The organism is Shewanella sp. HL-SH4, assembly GCF_051164845.1.
In the GTDB taxonomy this organism is placed as follows: domain Bacteria; phylum Pseudomonadota; class Gammaproteobacteria; order Enterobacterales; family Shewanellaceae; genus Shewanella; species Shewanella glacialimarina.
Genome location: NZ_CP195037.1, coordinates 4,114,620 through 4,133,529, shown reverse-complemented (window position 1 = coordinate 4,133,529; position 18,910 = coordinate 4,114,620). Strand labels below are relative to the sequence as shown.

The window sequence follows — 18,910 nt, the reverse complement described above, 5'->3', positions numbered from 1 at the left end:
ATCCAACTATGGGATAAGAATCACAATATTAATGAAGGCCTTTTTATTTACCCTAACGTTTAGTCTTCCCGTTTTGATAAGTAAACACTGAATACCTACTCGTATTGATGATTCATATTGATTAACCGTTTTGCTATAGGCAGAACAAGACCAACAAAATCAATAAAGAATAAAAAGAGTCGGCACCTAATTTGGCTTTAACGCCTGTTTCTTTTAAGCAACATTAACCCAAATAGCGAAAGTATCATGAATAGAAAAATCGAATTACTCGCACCAGGCGGCGATGTTGACGCAATTAAAGCAGCAATCATTGCTGGCGCGAACGCGGTATATTGTGGTTTAGAAACCTTTAACGCACGAAATCGCGCCGCTAACCTTACGTTTGATGATCTTCTTGGTGTTATTTCCCTAGCCCATCGATATCAATGCGAAGTTTTTTTGACCATGAATGTCGTGATCCTTGAAAATGAAATACCGACTTTGGTTAAATTGCTGAATCAACTGGTTAATACCGGCATAGATGGCATTATTGTTCAAGATTTGGCTTTGTTTCACCTAGTCAACAAACACTTCCCTAGCTTACTTATCCATGCGTCAACACAATTAACCACCCACAATGAAGGCCAAATTGGCTTTTTAGCCAAAGTGGGCGCAACCCGGGTTAATTTGTCGCGCGAAATGAATCTGGCTGAAATCAAAAGCCTCACCCGTTATGCACATGATTTAGATGTACTAACCGAAGTCTTCGTGCACGGTGCATTATGTATTGCATTTTCAGGCCAGTGCTATTCAAGTTCAGTCAGTGTGGGCAACTCAGGCAACCGTGGCCGCTGTAGCCAAGCGTGTCGTGATGAATATGACATTACTGCTGCGGGCAATAAGTTTCCACTAAACCTCAAAGATAATTCAGCTTATTTTGACTTGCCTGAGTTAGTGGACGCCGGAGTTGACTCATTAAAAATTGAGGGTCGTATTAAAGGCGCGCAATATGTCCATACGGTAGTGGATAGCTGGCGTAAGCAAATTGATAAATTTGTGGAATCAGGCAAATTGCTGTCAGATGACTCAAATCTTTATAAAGTGTTTAACCGCGACTTTACTAACTCTTTTTTGAAGGGCAACCTGACTAAAGACATGTTTATCGACAATCCGCGCGATAACAGCTTTAAACATGCCAATGATAAAAGTAATGCCATTTCGGTGGTGCAAATTCAAGAGGCGCAGCAAACACTGTCATCAGACAAAGATGCCATCGTTTCACTGGTAGCCGATAAGGTGAGCCAACTCAGCATTGAAAAAATCAGCTTGTCACTGCATTTCTCAGGTAAGCTAAACGAGCCCTTAACCATTACTGCTGTCACAAAAGACACCACAGTTGAAATTCAATCGGCAGTAACACTGACATTAGCAACAGATTCTCGTATTGACGAAGCGGCAATAGTAAAACGCTTTAAAAGTCTTAAGCAAAGTGAATTTGAGTTATTACCGTTTAATTTTGATGGGTTAGAGAGTGACTTAAGCATTCCTTTTAGCCAACTAACGCAGATGAAAAATCAACTGTTGTTCAAGCTGACAAAAAGAGAATACATAGGCGCGGTAACCTTACCGGCATTAACCCATTACCCCAAATTAAATACCCAGCCAACATTGTCATTGCTTATTTGCGATGAAAAAGATGTTGATTTGTGTGACGTCACAGACGCTGACATTTACTTTAAATTGCCTGAAAGCTTTAAAGTTAATGACAACAAGTACATTGACATATTTTTGCGTAACCCAAGATTAATTCCGTGGTTTCCGGCAGTGTTAATTGGGAAAGACTATCTGGAATCCGTTAGGTTGTTAGAAACAGTAAAGCCTAAACGCATAGTCAGTAACAATACCGGTGTGGCGTTTATTGCGACCAATATGGGCATTGAGTGGATTGCTGGGCCGTTTCTCAATACCACTAACTCATATGCTTTGTTAACGCTGCAAGAGAGACTGAATTGCGCTGGCGCGTTTATTTCAAATGAAATAAACCGTAACCAAATTAAGAATATTGCTAGACCGAAAAACTTTAAAATGCTTTACAGTATTTACCACCCTATTTTGATGATGACTAGCAGACAGTGCTTCTTCCAGCAAACGGTTGGCTGTAACAAGCCCAGTATTGAAGATGGCTGTATGCTGAAATGTGAAAAAGCCACAACCATCACCAATGTTAAAGGCATTTCATTTGCGGTTGATAAACAAAAAGGCGGTTACCCGAGTATTTATAACCACGAACAATTTTTAAATATTGACGCGGTTGAAGACTTATCGCATTTGTTTGATGAGTTCTTTATCGACTTAACCGACATAGGCTCAGGCTCTAAAGCTAAAATAGATAAAGTGGAATTAGTCAGCCATTTTGAAAACGTGCTGAAAGGGATTACTGAATCGAAAACGAGCCTTAAGCAGTTAGTCACCATTTCAACTAATGCCCAATACCAACAAGGGTTATAGTAACCGGTTAATATTATTCGTATTAACCTAAATTTGATAATGACTACACCGCTCAGCAAAAAGGCTTTACCTTCCACAGGTAAAGCCTTTTTAACATTTTATTTAGCAGCATTTCAGTTTGATTTTCTTATTGAAACGAACTCACTTCGTCTGCTGTTAAGTCTCGCCACTGGCCAACTGGCATATCAAGCATCACTTCACCTACTTGTTGACGATGTAAGCCGTTCACGCGATTGCCTATGGCAAAGAACATCCTTTTAACTTGATGATATCGCCCTTCTGTAATCGATAGCAGCACCTCAGTATCACTCATAATAACCAGTTCGGCGGGTAATGTAGGTTTACTTTCACCTTGCAACAATAAGCCTATTTTAAACAAGTCTATTGCATCATGGTTAATAGGTTTAGCTAACTGCACTCGATACACTTTACGGCAAACACACTCTGGTCGAGTAATATTATATGACCAACGTCCATCATCGGTTATCAACACAAGCCCTGTGGTGTCGGCATCTAGGCGCCCTGCGATATGCAGCTCGTCTTTATGGGCAACATCGATGCTATTAAGTAACGAAGGATAATGGCCATCAGCATTAGAACAAATGGTGTCAGCCTGTTTATGCATCAACATATAACGAAATGGCCTTGTGGTAAGCGTCTGCCCATTTAATTGAATCAGGTTATTTTCATGCACCTGGCTAGTCATGTCAGTATTCACCACACCATTAACCCTGATATTACCAAGACTAATTTGATCTATAACTTGAGCTTTAGTAAATAATGTACTTTTAAGTACAAATTTATCTAGCCGCATAAAACATCTACCCTGTTAACATTAATGCATTATTAAATTCATAGTCATGACAAACAACAAATGAAAAACGACTTATATTCAACGATTCACTTTTGGTTGTTGCGCTAAAAAGGCTTTGAAAGCATTAACGGTTTTAAGCGGGTCTTCTTCCTGAGGAACATGACCAAGTTCGTTAAAGCGCACTAGTTGGCTACCAACAATATCCTGGTGAAATTGGTCTGCAATTTGAGGCGGAATAAGCCTATCTTGCTCACCCCAAATAATCAGAGTGGGCAGTTTAAGCTCAGATAATCGCGATGCTAGCTGCCCGGAACGGAGTTTTGGCAACAGCTCGGTTAAGGCCTGCCTATTGCCTGATCGGGTAGTGAGATCAAAATATCGCTCCACTAGCTCAGGGGTGACCAGCTCAGGATTACCATAAACATTTTTAACACTGCTTTCGACAAGTCCCCTTGGTAGCACTTGTTGCATGAGTTTATTTAAAATCGGCGTGCTAGCAATTCTAAAGCCTATTGGGATTGACTCTGGTTGAAATGGATATCCACTGGAATCAATCAACACCAACTGCGCAACGCGATCAGGATAAAAGACAGCCGTAGCCCACGACACATACCCTCCTAAAGAATTACCAACCAAAATAGCACGGTCGACCTCGAGCTTATCAAGCACCTCAATAACAATACGGGAATAACTTTCAATACTGTAATTGCTGTCTAAGGCTGGGCCTGTTAATCCAAAGGCGGGTAAGTCAAAACGAATAACTCTATGATGATCTTTTAACGCATTAACCCAGCCATCCCAGGTGTGAAGCGATGAGCTTGTACCATGTAACAGCACTATAGGGATGGCATCATCACGTGGCCCTTCATCTCTTAAGTGTACCTGCATACCCCTGATATCAATAAACTGTGATGGAGTTTGTGCCCATTGTGGCTTAAGTTGCTCGACAGAACGGTCAGGCACACGATTAACTAAAAAATAAATAGTCGAAAAAATGATAAACAACAGTAAAAGGCTGCTGACTAATTTTAATATTAACCTCAATGAAAACTCCGACTTAATAATGAACCCGTTGTAGATTTGACATTCTACTGATGGAACCATTAAAGACGCAAGTATAAGATAAATAAAACATTAAGCCTGATACGGAGACGAACTCACCCATTCGTCAGATATAATCCTGCACATGGCTTTGTAAATCCATTTATGGCTGCCATTACAGTGAGTCTATTTTAGCAACCATTTCTGAACCGCGTCTTTATCCGGTATAGACCCTGTGTGCACTAATTGATTATCTATTACAACCGCGGGCGTACTCATTACATTATGTTTAAGTAATACCTCAAGACTTGGCTCTTTAACCACGCTAACTGTCACGCCACAATCATCTGCAACTGCCTGAATTAATGCTGCCGTTTTGACACATTTTGCACATCCGCTGCCAAGCACTTCAATTTTTTTCATAAGGCCACCATTAAATATAAATAACATTAATTATCCACCCAACAAGGGTGAATGAAACGAGTAAAAGCATAAAAATGATAGTCAGTAACTTCCAGGTCATGACTTGCTTTAACAAGATAAATTCAGGAAAGCTTGCTGCAACGGTACTCATACAGAATGCTAATGTTGTACCAAGCGGAAGCCCTTTAATGATTAAACTTTCCATAACTGGAATAATCCCAGTTGCATTTGAATACAGAGGAATGCCAGCTAACACCGCCATTGGCACAGACCACCATTGGCCGCTACCTAAATTGGCAGCAAACCACAAGTCAGGGACAAAACCATGTAAAGCTGCGCCTAATCCTACCCCAATAAAAACCCATTTCCATACCCGAGTTAAAATATCTAACAACTCCGCTTTGGCAAAATCGTGCCGTGCTTTAAACGTCAACTTAGTATGAGTTTTCTGAGGGCTATCTGGCTGATTTGCGGTTTGATATGCCTTAAGTGCAAATGGCTGTAACATTTTTTCAGCCCGAATGAGATCAAGAAACATCCCCGCAGCAATACCTATTGCCATACCTACTAGAATATAAATAACAGTTATTTGCCATCCAACTAAACTTAACAACAATAGAACTGCCACTTCGTTTATAAGCGGTGACGTGATGAGAAACGACATGGTAATACCTACAGGTATTCCCGCGGATGTGAATCCCAGAAAAATCGGTATGCTGGAGCAGGAACAAAAAGGGGTGATAGCGCCGAATGTTGACCCCATTAAATAACCCATAAATTTATTTTTTGAGGCTAAATAATCACGTACCCGGTTAATATTGAGTGAAGCACGGATCAACGCTATGACGTAAATCATCAATACTAGCAGGAAGAATATCTTAGTGGTGTCTTCAATAAAAAACTGAATCGCATCGCCGAGTTTAGTTCCGGGAACCAAACCCAATACTGAAAATACTAGCCAATCAGCTAATGTGGTAAATAGGGATAACATAAAACCTCTCAATACACATTTAAAGGTCAATTCAGTCGTAAAACGTTTAAACCAAACACTGGTATGTTGAGCATTTATTATGCAAAGAAACTAATATTGATAATGTTAAGACCTAATGAGCCTATTAGTCAGTCACTTATGCTTATCTTGTTACTTAGATATAGCAACAATACTAAATAGATTATGTATTAGGGATCGCAGTTTAGAGATTAACAGTGTTGTTTATGAAAATATCTTGGTTTAATTACAACATTAGAATGTGCTAACTTGGTTACCATAGGCTAGTATAAAACAATGCATAGGATTGCTTGGTTATTGAGCTTGATTTATGTGATGAAATGATAAATTGATGTAAATAACTCAACCTGGAAAGGAGTGCAGATTGAAACTTATTTTACTAATAACACTATTAAGCTGTTTTAGTGCGTGGGGAGAAACATCCACAAGCAAACACACACGCCAAGATATATCACTGTATACCTATCACTATATGCCGCCTTATGTAATTGATAGTAAAAATGAAATAGGCCTGCTTTATGATGTGGCACATTTTTTTAACCAACAGCAACAAGATTACCATTTCAGCGTGTCTTACATTCCTCGAAAACGTCTTAATCATTTGCTCGAGACACAGAAATTTGACGGTATGGTTATCGGCGTAAACCCTTTTTGGTTTAAAGACAAAGATAAAACAACTTATTTATGGTCAGAGCCACTAATGCGCGATCAAGATGATATAATTTCTCATCTAATTAATCCTGTCGAATTTGTTAATAAGCAAGCTTTGTACGGTAAAGTCGTCGGGGGCATATTGGGTTTTCGTTATCACACTATAGACAAACTCGTCGCTGACGGCTTAATGACTCGCATTGACACTTCTAACGAATCACAACTGATTAATATGCTTATCAAAAAACGTTTTGACTTTGCTATTGTGTCTAGAGCAACATCCATTTACTACCAAGGCTTACTCGAAAAAAATCAACAACTTTACTTATCTTCTAAGCCTCACGACAAATATACTCGTCATATTCTGGCTCCCAAAGCACTCAGTACTCAATTTAAGGCAATTAATCCTCTTATTGTGTTACTTAGCAACAACCCAGATTGGCAAGACAGCATGCAAAAGTATAAAACATTTCTATTACCTGTTGATCTAACAAAGATTGACTGACAACAACTAAATCAATCAAAGTTGTCATTGAATGTCCCGGCAAACAGCCTGAAAATCAACTTTTATTAATCAGTGATTTTACTTTTGCCATTTGTGATTGCAACAGCAAACTGTGTCGATGTGACACCACCTTACTTTCAAATATGCCATTCTCAATTAGTCTGTAAGCCTCTTCTGCTTCAAAATGATAACCTAGCGATTGCCTGTTGTCAGAAAAGGTATCGACTTGCTCATCAAGATGATACAAGTGACATTTACTCGCCCTAAAGGCATCTGGAATAATGATGTAACCTTTATCACCAATTATATAAGCATTGTTCGACAAACGGCACTGAAACGATGCGGCTAAACTCACCATCACCTGCTCGCTTTTTGCTATGATAATGACATCATCTTCCACGCCCGTTTCACAGCAATGTGCTTGAACATAAAGATTGCCTATATCAGCATCAAGAAAGTAATTAGAAATTGCCAAAGGATAAATCCCCATATCTAACAAGCAACCACCAGCCAACTGCGGATTATAGGCTCGATCATCAGGATTAAATGGAATAGGATAGCCAAAATCAACTTTGATATGCTTTAGCTGACCATTTAGGCCATCATCTAACCACTGTTTAGCATGTTTAAGGGCGGGTAAAAAGTAAGTCCACAACGCCTCCATCAACAGCAAGTTTTTCGCTTTAGCTAAATCGACCAATATTTGACATTCTTCAACCGAAACTGTCATCGGCTTTTCACACAGCACATGTTTCCCGGCCATTAACGCATCATAGGTTTGCTGGAAGTGAAAATTATGTGGCGTTGCAATATACACGATATCAACATCAGGATCGTCAAACAGGGTTTGATAGCCCTGATAAGCTTTCTCTACATGATATTGCTGCGCAAATACATCAGCATCATCTTGAGTTCTAGCAGCTACTGCATATAAATGATTGTTTTCAGCAAAGGCTATATCTTGACAAAACAAAGCAGCAATTCTGCCCGTACTGACAATTCCCCAATTTAACTTACTCATTTACGTCCTTAATAGTATTGAGATGGTTATCTCAATTATGATACAGAAGGATTCTGTGGGACATAATATATCGATACTTTTGATTAAGTGCTGCTACCAGAACTTATAAAGAGTGGGTGATGTTGTCATATAAAAAATACACATGAAATAGCATTAAATGTTGAATTAACATTCAATATTTTGATGTTGTTTTTTACATTTATACATAGCTTTATCCGCACAGGCAAGCAAGGCATCTGACGTGGTGCCATCATCCGGATAAATTGCGACACCAATACTGCAATTCACCTCAAACGGCTTACCATTAATGGTATAAATTTGGCTTAGCTTGTTAGATAAAGTATCAATCATTGACGAAATAACGTCCTCACTTGCTATGTTTTCTAATAACAGAACAAACTCATCTCCACCAATTCTTGCAACCGTATCGGCGTGACGAATAGATCGTTTAAGCCGTTGTGCGGTTTCGAGTAATACTTTATCTCCAAACGCATGACCTTTTGTGTCATTAATGATTTTGAATTTATCTAAATCAATATAAAACAGCGCAAAGCGGAGGCTATTTCGCTCACTTTGCGCGATTAAATGCTCTAAGCGATCAAGTACTAAATAACGATTAGGAATTTTTGTCAAGGAGTCGTAATGCGCTAAATGCTCAAGCCGCTTAGTTTCGATGATACGCTCAGTAATATTTCTATTGATCCCTAATGCGCCAATCATCTGGTTAGTTGAATCATAAATAGGCACACATATAGACTCAACCCAGCCAATATTGCCATTTTTATGCCGCATTCTTACTTCACCAGTCCATTTACCTTGCTTCTCTACCGCAGATATCACTTCAGAAGAGATATGATCGCTGTCTTCGGGCACATGCAAAATATTCACAGGCTGGCCGATAGCCTCAGCTTTAGAGTAGCCATATAGGGCTTCAGAGCCTTTATTCCAATCCGCTATAATACCCTGCATATCAGTGACAACCACTGCATCAAATAAATAGTCGAATGCCTGAGCTCGTTGTTTAAGCGTATCAGAAATCATTATTTGTCCATCATTGCAAAAACTAATTGGTTGGTTAAGGCTGTATGTTGATTAACGAATAAAAATGACTTAATCTTGAATATTGTTACTGTCTGCGCAACACTGACCAAAACAGATATTTCCACTTTACTATCCATATTCATAGTCATAGTCATAGTCATAGTCATACAACTTAGCATAATCAAACAGTTTAATTTAAATGTCACTGGTGCCTTGTTGAATTAACGCAAAAAATATGACTTTTCATATAACTAAAGAATAGGCTAATGAGAGATTTTCACCAAAAATTTTATCTCCAATGTGCAACAATTAACATCCACTAATTAGAATTCGGTAAGTTGCTTTGTATCAGCCAGTAATAGCGTCATCGCTGAATCTGAGTCTACTGGTTTACTGTGGTAATAACCCTGAGTTTTGGTTGCACCAATTTTTTGTAATGCCTGATATTGCGCTTTTGTTTCTACCCCTTCTGCTGTTATTGCAATTCCGAGGCGATTAGCTAACAACACTATACTTTCAACAATGGCATGATCTTTTTCACTATCCATTAACCGACTAACAAAACTGCGATCAATCTTTATGTTATGAATGGGAAAACGATGTAAATAACTCAGCGAAGAAAAACCAGTGCCAAAGTCGTCTAAATGAATATTAATTCCGATGGCCTGCAGTTGATATAATATTTTCATCGTTGTTTCTGGATCATTAATTAATACACTTTCAGTGACTTCAATATTAAGGCAGTGTGCGGGCAATCCATGCTTGTCTAAAAGTGCTTTGAGTTTATCAACAACATGATAAGTTGAGATTAAGTCACTCGACGCATTACAACTCACGGTTAAATCATCGCGTTTTAACTGTTCACGCCATTGGGTTATTTGGCCTAATGCTTGATCAATAACCAGATAATCAATTTCAGCTATCCTTCGCATCTCTTCAGCTATACCTAAAAACTTTATCGGCTCAATCAATCCTTTGGTTGGGTGCAACCAACGAACTAATGCCTCAAAACCGGCTACATGGCCTGTACTAGATTTTATAATTGGTTGAAAATAAGCAATAAATTGCTTTTCATCTACAGCCTGACTTAACTCATTACGCAACCTTAACTGATTTTTCGCCATCATATGCATATCTTCATTAAAGATTGCATAACCCCCTCGGCCTTCACGCTTTGCATGGTACATAGCACTGTCTGCATCACGTAAATATTCTTGCGCATCAAGTAGCTCTTTGCTCGCCAAAACAATACCGATACTAGCATTGGTCACAACAGACTCATTATTTAACATAAAGGGTTTATTAAGTGACCTATTAATACGCTCGGCAAGTTTAACCACCTGATCTTCATTTGTAATACACTCCATTAATATACAAAATTCATCGCCACCAAATCTTGCCAGAGTATCTGAATTACGTATTTCATGACTCAACCTTTCAGCGATCGCAACGAGTAATTTATCGCCTTCTAAGTGACCTAAACTATCATTGACTAATTTAAATCCATCTAAATCAAGAAACAACAGAGCAAAATTGTGTTCAGCATCACGTTTATACTGCCTTACTGCCTTGGTCAGAAATTCAATAAATAATGTTCTGTTAGCTAAATGAGTCAAAGGGTCATGAAAAGCTAACTGATTTAATTTAAGTTCAGCTTGTTTTCTTAAGCTAATATCAATGCACTGAATAAAAATATAGTCGGCTAGGCCATCGATATTTTTTTGAACAAAAACATTAATATAACAGCAAAGTTCTGTACCATTTTTACAGACCAAGGTTATTTCTGTATCAAATGACTTCGCTTGTGCATGACGAATAAGCTCTAATTGTTTGTAACCTAATTCACGTTCACTTGGCTGAAGTAAATCGACATAATTTAACAGGTTGATTTCATCATAGGTATAGCCGAACGTTTTGCAGAGTGTGTTATTAGCTTGTAATATTTTGCCATCAAGTCCTACCACAGCCATGCTAATAGTCGAATTATGAAACACGTTACGGAACAACTGCTCACTTTGTTTTTTAGCTTGTTCCGCTTTATGTTGCTCACTTAGATCTTGTACTGTACCAGTCAAACGCAGTCCATCTTGCTCAACCTGTCCTGTTGAATGAACATAACTGCGATCATGCTTATCATTAATGCTAATTAACTCATGACTCATACTAAAAGCAACACCATGTTCGATAAACTGCTTAAACACATCTGATATGGGTCCATTAACACTTTTGCCTAACCGATTAAATAATCCTTCGATATTGAGCGTTGCTACTTGAGATGAATTTAACTCCAATAATTTAACCAGCTCTTTTGACAGGATTAATTGTTTAGTTACAGTGTCATACTGCCAACTCCCTAAACGCGCAGCAGCTTGCGCATTAGCAAGGTTACTTTGACTTAACTGTATTTGATGTAATTGTGTTTCCAGTACTTTATTTGCAGTCGCCAGCTGATTGTCACGTTTAATTAAATTATGATTCATTGCATTAAACGCACTGGCAAGACGCCCCAATTCATCTGGGCGAAGATCATCTAACTTTCCTGCTTGTTCACCTCTAGATAATGCGAGGGTGGCATGATTAAGTTTTGATAAAGGCTGGGTAATTTTCTTTCTCATCACAAAAAATAGCACCAGCAACTCAATTCCAAGTGCAATAAACCCTGAAATAAATACAATTATTGCCGTACTAGAAGCCACATTACTCACCAGGGCCTTAGGTATAACACTGACATAATACCAACCAGGGCCTGATAGCTTACTGACCATTAAATAAGAATCTATCTGTGTCAATTCAATCATTTTTTGGCTCGGTTCTGCATTAATTACCGCTTGATAAATTGATTTTAATGAATCGTTACCATCCCGATTAATAATAAACTGACCATCAGCCGCTTTAAGTTGTTCAATGTAATTGTGATGTGCAATCAAGCGACCATCGTGACGAAAAATAAGGTTATACGCCCCTTGGGGAGCCTGATTAATCGTTCTTTGGAACAGTTCATCCAAAGACATGTCATTGCCAATGGTGGCTATGTGTTGCTGCTGATAATATATAGGCGTTTCTATTGAAACCATCCAAATATCAGATTGTTTATCAAGGTAAACGCCTGTCCAAACCGTCTTTTTCTCTGGATTATTTTTTTCAATCGAAATGGTAAAATACTCTTCCAAACGAATATCAAAATCAGCGGCTAATCGATAGGTAAAATCAGGAATTTCTGGCCAATAAATGGCGGCAAAGTTTTCAGTACCATAAGCATAAGTATTAATGAAGCGATTGCGCCAGCTTTTGCCATAATCGCTGACGAGTGTATTAAGTAAACTTGCACGGTATTTAAGCTCGTCAGTTAATTGGACATCTTTTGCAATCCAAACCCCCGCACGTTCATTTGCATCGAATAATTTTGGATTAAAACGCACCGCTTGATCGCTCTGGCGAATGAAGTCTTGATCGAAAAGGGACAACATCGCTGCTTTATTTGATGGCTGATAAGAATTCAGAATATCTTGCTTTAGTAATTTGTGGTTGTCTTCTGCCAAAGTGAAAATTTGGCTTTCTCTAGCCACCCTTTCTTGGGTAAAAGATTGGAATTCAGCTAACTTGGTCGACTCTATCTCGGAGAATATATGAAAATAACTTATGGTGGTTAATATGCTGATCACTAATAAAATTCGAACACCAACCGCCATCAAGGTATGACTAACAATAGATTGCTTCAAACTTGCTAAGAGCTTTATCATTCAAGTTCCCTGTAAAAAGTGCACTAGAAACGCCACAAAAGTGCGGTAACTGAGCTTAAATTATGCTTTAGACATATTATATAAAGCATTATGGCTTAACTTTAGCAGAGTTGATTGAATGTTAACAAACAGTTAGAGAAAAACATCTATGCTTACCACAAAAGGCAGGAGTTCCATTTACGGCGCATTTTTTATCACTTAATAACCCCGAGTTTAAACAAGATCCATCATACAAGCTAAAGAAATCTTACCGCAAAGCGAAATGCAAAATTTAATCAATAACAATCACCAACAAAAAATACACCCATAAAATCAGCTACTTACACAAATCTGCCAATCAAATTATGCACTAATCCAGCTAATAAATATAACCTCAACCGGCTGACACCCACATTAATATTCAAACAGAAACAACATGAATATGACTCATGTTTGAAGTGAAATAATACCGTTTTTGTTCATGTACCGAACCACGTATAACTTACTCAGCGCAAAACACTAGACAAACTTACAACTGCTCCTTAACTAAGTCATCAGGCGAAAAACCTAAAAGACTGTAAGACAACTGACTGAGAAAATCAGATCAGTAGATAAAAAATGTCTAGAAGCACAATGCATGAACTCAGGTTTGAAATCATAGAATGGATACTAAATCGCCATGAATAATAATTTTACATTTTCAATTAACAGCATTTGTCTTGATGAGAATTACCACCCTTCAGACAAAACCCGTATCACTACCAACTTTGCTAACTTAGCCAGAGGCAGCTATCGTCAGGCCAATTTACGCAACGCGTTGAAGATGATTGATAATAGTTTTAATGCATTAGCCCATTGGGATAATCCAAAAGGCGATCGCTATACAGTAGAACTTGAAATTATTTCCGTTAATATGGACATTTCAGGCAGTGGCCAAGCCTTCCCTTCGATTGAAATTTTGAAAACCAATATTGTTGATAGCAAAACCAATAGACGTATTGAAGGCATAGTCGGCAATAACTTTTCTTCTTATGTTCGCGACTATGATTTTAGCGTATTACTGCCAGATCATAACAAAGATCAGCCCCAATTTAGCATCCCAGAAAACTTTGGTGAACTGCATGGTAAACTGTTTAAATATTTCGTTAACTCAGATACCTATAAACAGCACTTCACTAAGCCACCGGTTATCTGCCTCAGTGTTTCGGATAACAAGACATATCATCGCACTGAAAACCAACACCCGGTATTAGGGGTTGAATACCAGCCGAATGAATCGTCATTAACTGAACAATACTTCCAAAAAATGGGCTTGCAGGTTCGTTATTTTATGCCGCCAAATAGTGTCGCGCCGTTAGCTTTTTACTTCTTTGGTGATTTACTCAATGATTACACTCATCTTGAGCTGATAAGCACCATAAGCACAATGGGCACCTTTCAAAAAATCTATCGACCAGAGATTTATAATGCCAATGCCGTGGCGGGGAAATGCTATCAACCGAATTTGAAAAATCTAGATCATTCACTGACGCAAATTGTTTATGATCGCGCAGAACGTAGCCAACTTGCTACGGAACAAGGGAAATTTGCTGCGGAGTATTTTATCAAACCGTATCAAACTGTACTTGAGCAATGGTCAGCTAATTATGCGTAATTTATATATTTATTCGCACGGTTTAACCGCTTAGCTCAGTGGTTACGTTAGTCAAAATTTACGGTATCAATATAATGAAAACATTAAAAAAACACATACTACTACCCACTTCAACGGCAGGCAGTTTACCTAAACCTCTATGGCTAGCAGAGCCTGAAACACTATGGTCTCCTTGGAAATTACAAGGTGATGAGTTAGCTGCTGGCAAACAAGACGCACTGCGTTTATCGTTACACGATCAACAGCGAGCAGGTATTGATATTGTCAGTGATGGCGAGCAAACACGCCAACATTTTGTGACCACCTTTATTGAGCACCTCAATGGCGTTGATTTTCAAAAACGTAAAACCGTTAAAATTCGTGACCGTTATGATGCCAGCGTTCCCACGGTTGTTGGTCCAGTGAGCCGTCAAAAGTCGGTTTTTGTTGAAGACGCCAAATTTTTGCGTCAGCAAACCACGCAACCAATAAAATGGGCGCTACCAGGCCCTATGACAATGATAGATACACTTTATGATGATCATTATAAAAGTCGTGAAAAACTTGCCTGGGAATTTGCCATTATATTGAATCAAGAAGCCAAAGAATTAGAAGCTGCGGGTGTTGATATTATTCAATTTGACGAACCAGCATTTAATGTGTTTTTTGATGAGGTAAATGACTGGGGCATAGCGTGCTTAGAAAGAGCCATTGAAGGGCTAAAATGCGAAACCGCGGTCCATATTTGTTATGGTTATGGCATCAAAGCTAATACCGATTGGAAAAAAACCTTGGGCTCTGAGTGGCGTCAATATGAAGAAGCGTTTCCCAAACTGCAAAAATCAAATATCGATATTATCTCACTTGAATGTCACAACTCCCATGTGCCGATGGAGCTCCTTGAACTCATTCGCGGTAAGAAAGTCATGGTTGGTGCGATTGATGTAGCAAGCAATACCATAGAAACGCCAGAGGAAGTGGCAAATACTCTGCGAAAAGCACTTCAATTTGTCGATGCTGATAAGCTTTACCCTTGTACCAACTGCGGCATGACACCCTTATCTCATCAAGTGGCAAAAGGTAAACTCAATGCCTTAAGTGCAGGTGCTGAAATCGTTAGACAAGAGCTTTTGGCCAAGACAATTTAGCGCTATGTATTTCTGTGTTTTACAGTAAAAAAATGGGATTGGTGTGTAAAACCAATCCCATTATTCAATTGTAATGCTTAAGCTTAATACTGTTGCTTTAGTTCAGTGCCTAGTGATTATTGGCCAAGCGCTGGTGTGCGTGAAGGAATAACGCGCTTGTTGCCCGTTGATTCAAATGCACTAGCAAACTTAAGCAGGTTATTGTCGTCATAGGCACGACCTGCAAAAGTTAAACCTACTGGCATACCAATGTCGGCCATTACGCCCATAGGCACAGTTACCGTTGGTACACCTAAGTGACGAATAGCCAGATTACCGTTGGCAACCCAAATACCGTTGCTCCAAGCTATGTCGGCAGACGCAGGATTAAGGTGTGCATCAGCAGGACCCACATTAGCCACAGTTGGAAACAGCACAGCATCAAGTTTTAGCTCGTCCATCCAGTCTTCTAGATCCAGCTTGCGCGTTTTCTCTAAGCCGCGCAGTCCATCGGGAACACTGTCTATTTGGTTATACGACTTAAGCCCTCTTTTAGCCATGTTGACGTATTCATCCATGCCTGCGGCTAAATCGCCCTCACGATTTGGCAAGGTGCCTAAGTCATGTGGGAAAATTAAATGGCCGTTAACGTCAGAAAGCTTATTTAATTTAGGATCATTATTAGCACGCAAGAATTCATCTAATGCCCAACCTGATAATTCCCATAGCTCATCTTCCAAAAACTCCGCGGTGACTATGCCGCGATTGAACACGGTCGGCGCACCAGGTCGGTCACCTTCGCAGTTGGACACCAGCGGAAAATCAACTTCAATGACTTCTGCTCCAGCAGACTCAAGTGCTTTGCGCGCCGCTTCCCATAAGTCGATAACTGTCGCGCGGGTATTGATACGCTGACCGGTTGGTCCACCAATACCTGGATTTTCGCTGGTGCCAGCCAATTCATCTTTATTGATGTACATGCGCGGCACCCCAAAACGCTTGCCTTTAAGCGTGTCGGCTTGTGCAGCAAGATCCAAATAAGATTGTGGTCGCACGCTTGATGCTTTGGGGATTTGAACCCAAGGTTGCAAACGCCATAAGTCACCACGGGTGATTGGGTCATCAGCCACGATGACATCAAGTACTTCGAGCATGTCTGGCATAGTGCGGGTGTAAGGTACGACCACATCCATAGTCGGTGTCAATGGCCAATTACCACGCACAGAGATGACACCGCGTGATGGAGTATAAGCACACAAGCCGTTGTTAGATGCAGGTCCTCGACCGCTTGACCATGTTTCTTCAGCTAAACCAAAAGCTGAATAGCTTGCCGCGGTGCCAGTGCCGGCACCATTAGACGAACCAGAAGCAAAAGGAGCAGTAAGGTAGTTCGCGTTATAGGGACTTTCTGCACGACCATAGTGACCGCGCTGCATACCACCATTGGCCATAGGCGGCATGTTGGTTTTGCCTATGCATATAGCACCTGCTTCGCGCAGACGCTCCACGGCAAAGGCATCATATTGAGCCACTAAATCTTTAAACGCTGGGCTGCCCGAAGCTGCTGTTAACCCCTTAACAAGGTAGCTGTCCTTGGTGGTATAAGGAATACCATCGAGTGGGCTAAGTGTTTCACCACGAGCCCTTCGAGCATCAGAAGCCTGCGCTTCTTTTATCGCATCTTGATTGCGCACCACTAATGCATTTAATTTAGTCTCTGTTGCTGGGCCGTCATAAGCATCAACTCGCGCTAAATATGACTTAACCAGTTCAACCGATGTAGTACGACCTGATTCAAGCGCTGCACGCAGCTCAGCAATAGAAATCTCAGTGACTTCGAACATGTTACAACCTCTTCTTGAAAGGCAATTGTGTTAAAGATCAATTGCTCTAAAAGATAAATATCATCAAAGACAGTGACTGAATATTCACTGTCTTCTATTGGTCTTGGTTTTTATTTACTGACCAGAGGGGATCTGTTGGGTAATACAATGAATATTACCCCCACCTAATAAGATCTCCCGTGCAGGCACACCAACAATTTCATATTCAGGGAAAATGTCCTGTAATTTTTGAGCTGCAATATCGTCAGTTGCAGGATCAAGTAGTGGGAACACAATACGCTGATTAGTAATAAGAAAGTTCACGTAAGAACCCGCTAAACGCTCACCCGCCGTGCGTGGTACACCAGTGCCCACTTCTACACCTTGCGCTTCTTCTTCAGTGCAATACAAAGGGCCCGGTTGTGGCATTAAATGGATTTTTAACTTACGACCTTGTGCATCAACAGCATTTTGTAACACATCTAAGGCCGCTTTTGAGCGAGGATACTGCGGATCATTTTGATCATCAGTCCAATGCAAAATCACTTCACCAGGACGAGCAAAACAGCACATATTATCAATATGTCCATCGGTCTCATCCATGTAAACGCCATCTTCCAACCAGATAAACTGCTGCACATTTAAGTACTCAGACAGTAATGCTTCTATCTGTTCACGGGTCAAATCTGGGTTGCGGTTGCTGTTAAGTAAACATTCAGCACTGGTCATGCAGGTGCCTTCACCATCGACATGAATTGAACCGCCTTCAAGAATAAGTGGCGCGCGATACCCCTCAAAACCATGTTGCGCGTTCATTTGTAATGCAACTTGCTCGTCTTTATCCCATGGAGAGTACAAACCGCCGTTATGACCGCCCCAGGCATTAAAGCCCCAATCGATACCACGACATTCGCCCTTGGCATTTACCACGACAGTAGGGCCAGTATCGCGTGCCCAGCAATCATCGCTATCGATTTCAACCAAGGTAACGTGAGCAGGCATAACCGTCTTAGCTTGCGTTAAAAATGCCTTGGGCACGCCCATATAAACGGGTGTAACACCACCGATGGCATCAGCCACCTTGGCAAACGTTGCCTGAGCATATGCACCAGCAGAGCGCCAGTTGTCAGGACGGTATGGCCAAAGCATCCACACAGCTTGCTGCCTCGCCCATTCGGCGGGCATATGAAAACCATCTTCAGATGGCTTAGTTGTTAACTGCGTGGTATTCACGTTTGTCATGAGTCTTGTCTCCAGTAATGCTGAAAAACGATAAGGGTAAGCGCCCTAACTATAGGACGACAGGAAAGAAATACACCTAGCATCATTCTAATAAAAATCGATTTACGGCACTCATCAGGCGGATAGTTGGGCCGAAATAGCCGCATCTTCACTCGGTGAGCTTTAGCTTTGTTAAAACATATTGCCATATCATATCATTTAAGGCTGCTTGCGCTAAAGGGTTGTATGTCTTCTAGTAAAGTAAATTTATGAATTTTTTAACATGTCTGCATGCATCAATATTAACACTGATTAATGATTATACATTCAAGTCGGTTGCTGCAATTAACAGGCCTATACCTTGATTAATAGTCGCAAGATACCCGCATAGCTCA

Annotated in this window: 13 protein-coding genes; 4 read left to right on the top strand and 9 right to left on the bottom strand. The window is 40.1% G+C overall.

Annotation, left to right across the window (positions count from 1 at the left end):
* The first annotated feature begins 246 nt into the window (after window positions 1-246).
* The gene (locus ACRWQL_RS19100; RefSeq protein WP_434951642.1) at window positions 247-2,487 is read left to right on the top strand and encodes a peptidase U32 family protein; all 2,241 of its coding nucleotides are present in this window, start codon (window positions 247-249) and stop codon (window positions 2,485-2,487) included.
* Window positions 2,488-2,614: 127 nt separating this feature from the next.
* Here the strand turns inward: ACRWQL_RS19100 and ACRWQL_RS19095 are convergent, their stop codons facing one another.
* The 4 genes from ACRWQL_RS19095 to ACRWQL_RS19080 all read right to left on the bottom strand — a co-directional run bounded on the left by ACRWQL_RS19095 (window position 2,615) and on the right by ACRWQL_RS19080 (window position 5,756).
* Window positions 2,615-3,301: a pseudouridine synthase gene (locus ACRWQL_RS19095; RefSeq protein ID WP_434937903.1), complete on the bottom strand. Its 687-nt coding sequence runs from the start codon at window positions 3,299-3,301 to the stop codon at window positions 2,615-2,617.
* 78 nt (window positions 3,302-3,379) lie between these two features.
* Window positions 3,380-4,264, bottom strand: a complete 885-nt coding sequence (locus ACRWQL_RS19090) for an alpha/beta fold hydrolase (RefSeq protein WP_434951640.1) — start codon at window positions 4,262-4,264, stop codon at window positions 3,380-3,382.
* Window positions 4,265-4,528: 264 nt separating this feature from the next.
* The gene (locus tag ACRWQL_RS19085) at window positions 4,529-4,765 is read right to left on the bottom strand and encodes a thioredoxin family protein (RefSeq protein WP_434926266.1); all 237 of its coding nucleotides are present in this window, start codon (window positions 4,763-4,765) and stop codon (window positions 4,529-4,531) included.
* A gap of 10 nt (window positions 4,766-4,775) precedes the next feature.
* A complete protein-coding gene (locus tag ACRWQL_RS19080; protein ID WP_434926267.1) occupies window positions 4,776-5,756 on the bottom strand; it encodes a permease in 981 nt (326 codons plus the stop codon).
* 382 nt (window positions 5,757-6,138) lie between these two features.
* Between ACRWQL_RS19080 and ACRWQL_RS19075 the strand changes: the two genes are divergently transcribed.
* The gene (locus tag ACRWQL_RS19075; protein WP_434951639.1) at window positions 6,139-6,930 is read left to right on the top strand and encodes a hypothetical protein; all 792 of its coding nucleotides are present in this window, start codon (window positions 6,139-6,141) and stop codon (window positions 6,928-6,930) included.
* Between the two features lie 55 nt (window positions 6,931-6,985).
* On the opposite strand, the gene ACRWQL_RS19070 is transcribed toward ACRWQL_RS19075, so the two are convergent.
* The 3 genes from ACRWQL_RS19070 to ACRWQL_RS19060 all read right to left on the bottom strand — a co-directional run bounded on the left by ACRWQL_RS19070 (window position 6,986) and on the right by ACRWQL_RS19060 (window position 12,732).
* Window positions 6,986-7,951 (bottom strand): Gfo/Idh/MocA family protein, encoded by a 966-nt coding sequence (locus ACRWQL_RS19070; protein WP_434951637.1) that lies wholly within the window; start codon window positions 7,949-7,951, stop codon window positions 6,986-6,988.
* Between the two features lie 165 nt (window positions 7,952-8,116).
* Window positions 8,117-8,992, bottom strand: coding sequence for a diguanylate cyclase domain-containing protein (locus tag ACRWQL_RS19065; RefSeq protein ID WP_434951635.1), 876 nt, complete (start codon window positions 8,990-8,992; stop codon window positions 8,117-8,119).
* A 323-nt stretch (window positions 8,993-9,315) separates the two neighbouring features.
* Window positions 9,316-12,732: an EAL domain-containing protein gene (locus ACRWQL_RS19060; protein ID WP_434951633.1), complete on the bottom strand. Its 3,417-nt coding sequence runs from the start codon at window positions 12,730-12,732 to the stop codon at window positions 9,316-9,318.
* Window positions 12,733-13,390: 658 nt separating this feature from the next.
* On the opposite strand from ACRWQL_RS19060, the gene ACRWQL_RS19055 reads away from it, so the two are divergent.
* Together ACRWQL_RS19055 and ACRWQL_RS19050 are read left to right on the top strand one after the other, a co-directional pair.
* Entirely contained in the window at window positions 13,391-14,365 is a 975-nt protein-coding gene (locus tag ACRWQL_RS19055) for a DUF1852 domain-containing protein (RefSeq protein WP_434926273.1), read from the top strand.
* A 74-nt stretch (window positions 14,366-14,439) separates the two neighbouring features.
* Window positions 14,440-15,492, top strand: coding sequence for a methionine synthase (locus ACRWQL_RS19050; RefSeq protein WP_434951631.1), 1,053 nt, complete (start codon window positions 14,440-14,442; stop codon window positions 15,490-15,492).
* Window positions 15,493-15,608: 116 nt separating this feature from the next.
* Here ACRWQL_RS19050 and ACRWQL_RS19045 read toward each other — a convergent pair whose 3' ends face one another.
* Window positions 15,609-17,315, bottom strand: coding sequence for an amidase (locus ACRWQL_RS19045; protein ID WP_434951629.1), 1,707 nt, complete (start codon window positions 17,313-17,315; stop codon window positions 15,609-15,611).
* Between the two features lie 114 nt (window positions 17,316-17,429).
* Window positions 17,430-18,536, bottom strand: a complete 1,107-nt coding sequence (gene aguA / locus ACRWQL_RS19040) for an agmatine deiminase (RefSeq protein ID WP_434951627.1) — start codon at window positions 18,534-18,536, stop codon at window positions 17,430-17,432.
* Window positions 18,537-18,910: the final 374 nt, after the last annotated feature.

Coding starts and splice junctions, on each gene's coding strand:
- ACRWQL_RS19100 (WP_434951642.1), top strand. CDS start 247: ATGAATAGAAAAATCGAATTACTCGCACCAGGCGGCGATGTTGACGCA.
- ACRWQL_RS19095 (WP_434937903.1), bottom strand. CDS start 3,301: ATGCGGCTAGATAAATTTGTACTTAAAAGTACATTATTTACTAAAGCT.
- ACRWQL_RS19085 (WP_434926266.1), bottom strand. CDS start 4,765: ATGAAAAAAATTGAAGTGCTTGGCAGCGGATGTGCAAAATGTGTCAAA.
- ACRWQL_RS19080 (WP_434926267.1), bottom strand. CDS start 5,756: ATGTTATCCCTATTTACCACATTAGCTGATTGGCTAGTATTTTCAGTA.
- ACRWQL_RS19070 (WP_434951637.1), bottom strand. CDS start 7,951: ATGAGTAAGTTAAATTGGGGAATTGTCAGTACGGGCAGAATTGCTGCT.
- ACRWQL_RS19065 (WP_434951635.1), bottom strand. CDS start 8,992: ATGATTTCTGATACGCTTAAACAACGAGCTCAGGCATTCGACTATTTA.
- ACRWQL_RS19060 (WP_434951633.1), bottom strand. CDS start 12,732: ATGATAAAGCTCTTAGCAAGTTTGAAGCAATCTATTGTTAGTCATACC.
- ACRWQL_RS19055 (WP_434926273.1), top strand. CDS start 13,391: ATGAATAATAATTTTACATTTTCAATTAACAGCATTTGTCTTGATGAG.
- ACRWQL_RS19050 (WP_434951631.1), top strand. CDS start 14,440: ATGAAAACATTAAAAAAACACATACTACTACCCACTTCAACGGCAGGC.
- ACRWQL_RS19045 (WP_434951629.1), bottom strand. CDS start 17,315: ATGTTCGAAGTCACTGAGATTTCTATTGCTGAGCTGCGTGCAGCGCTT.
- aguA (WP_434951627.1), bottom strand. CDS start 18,536: ATGACAAACGTGAATACCACGCAGTTAACAACTAAGCCATCTGAAGAT.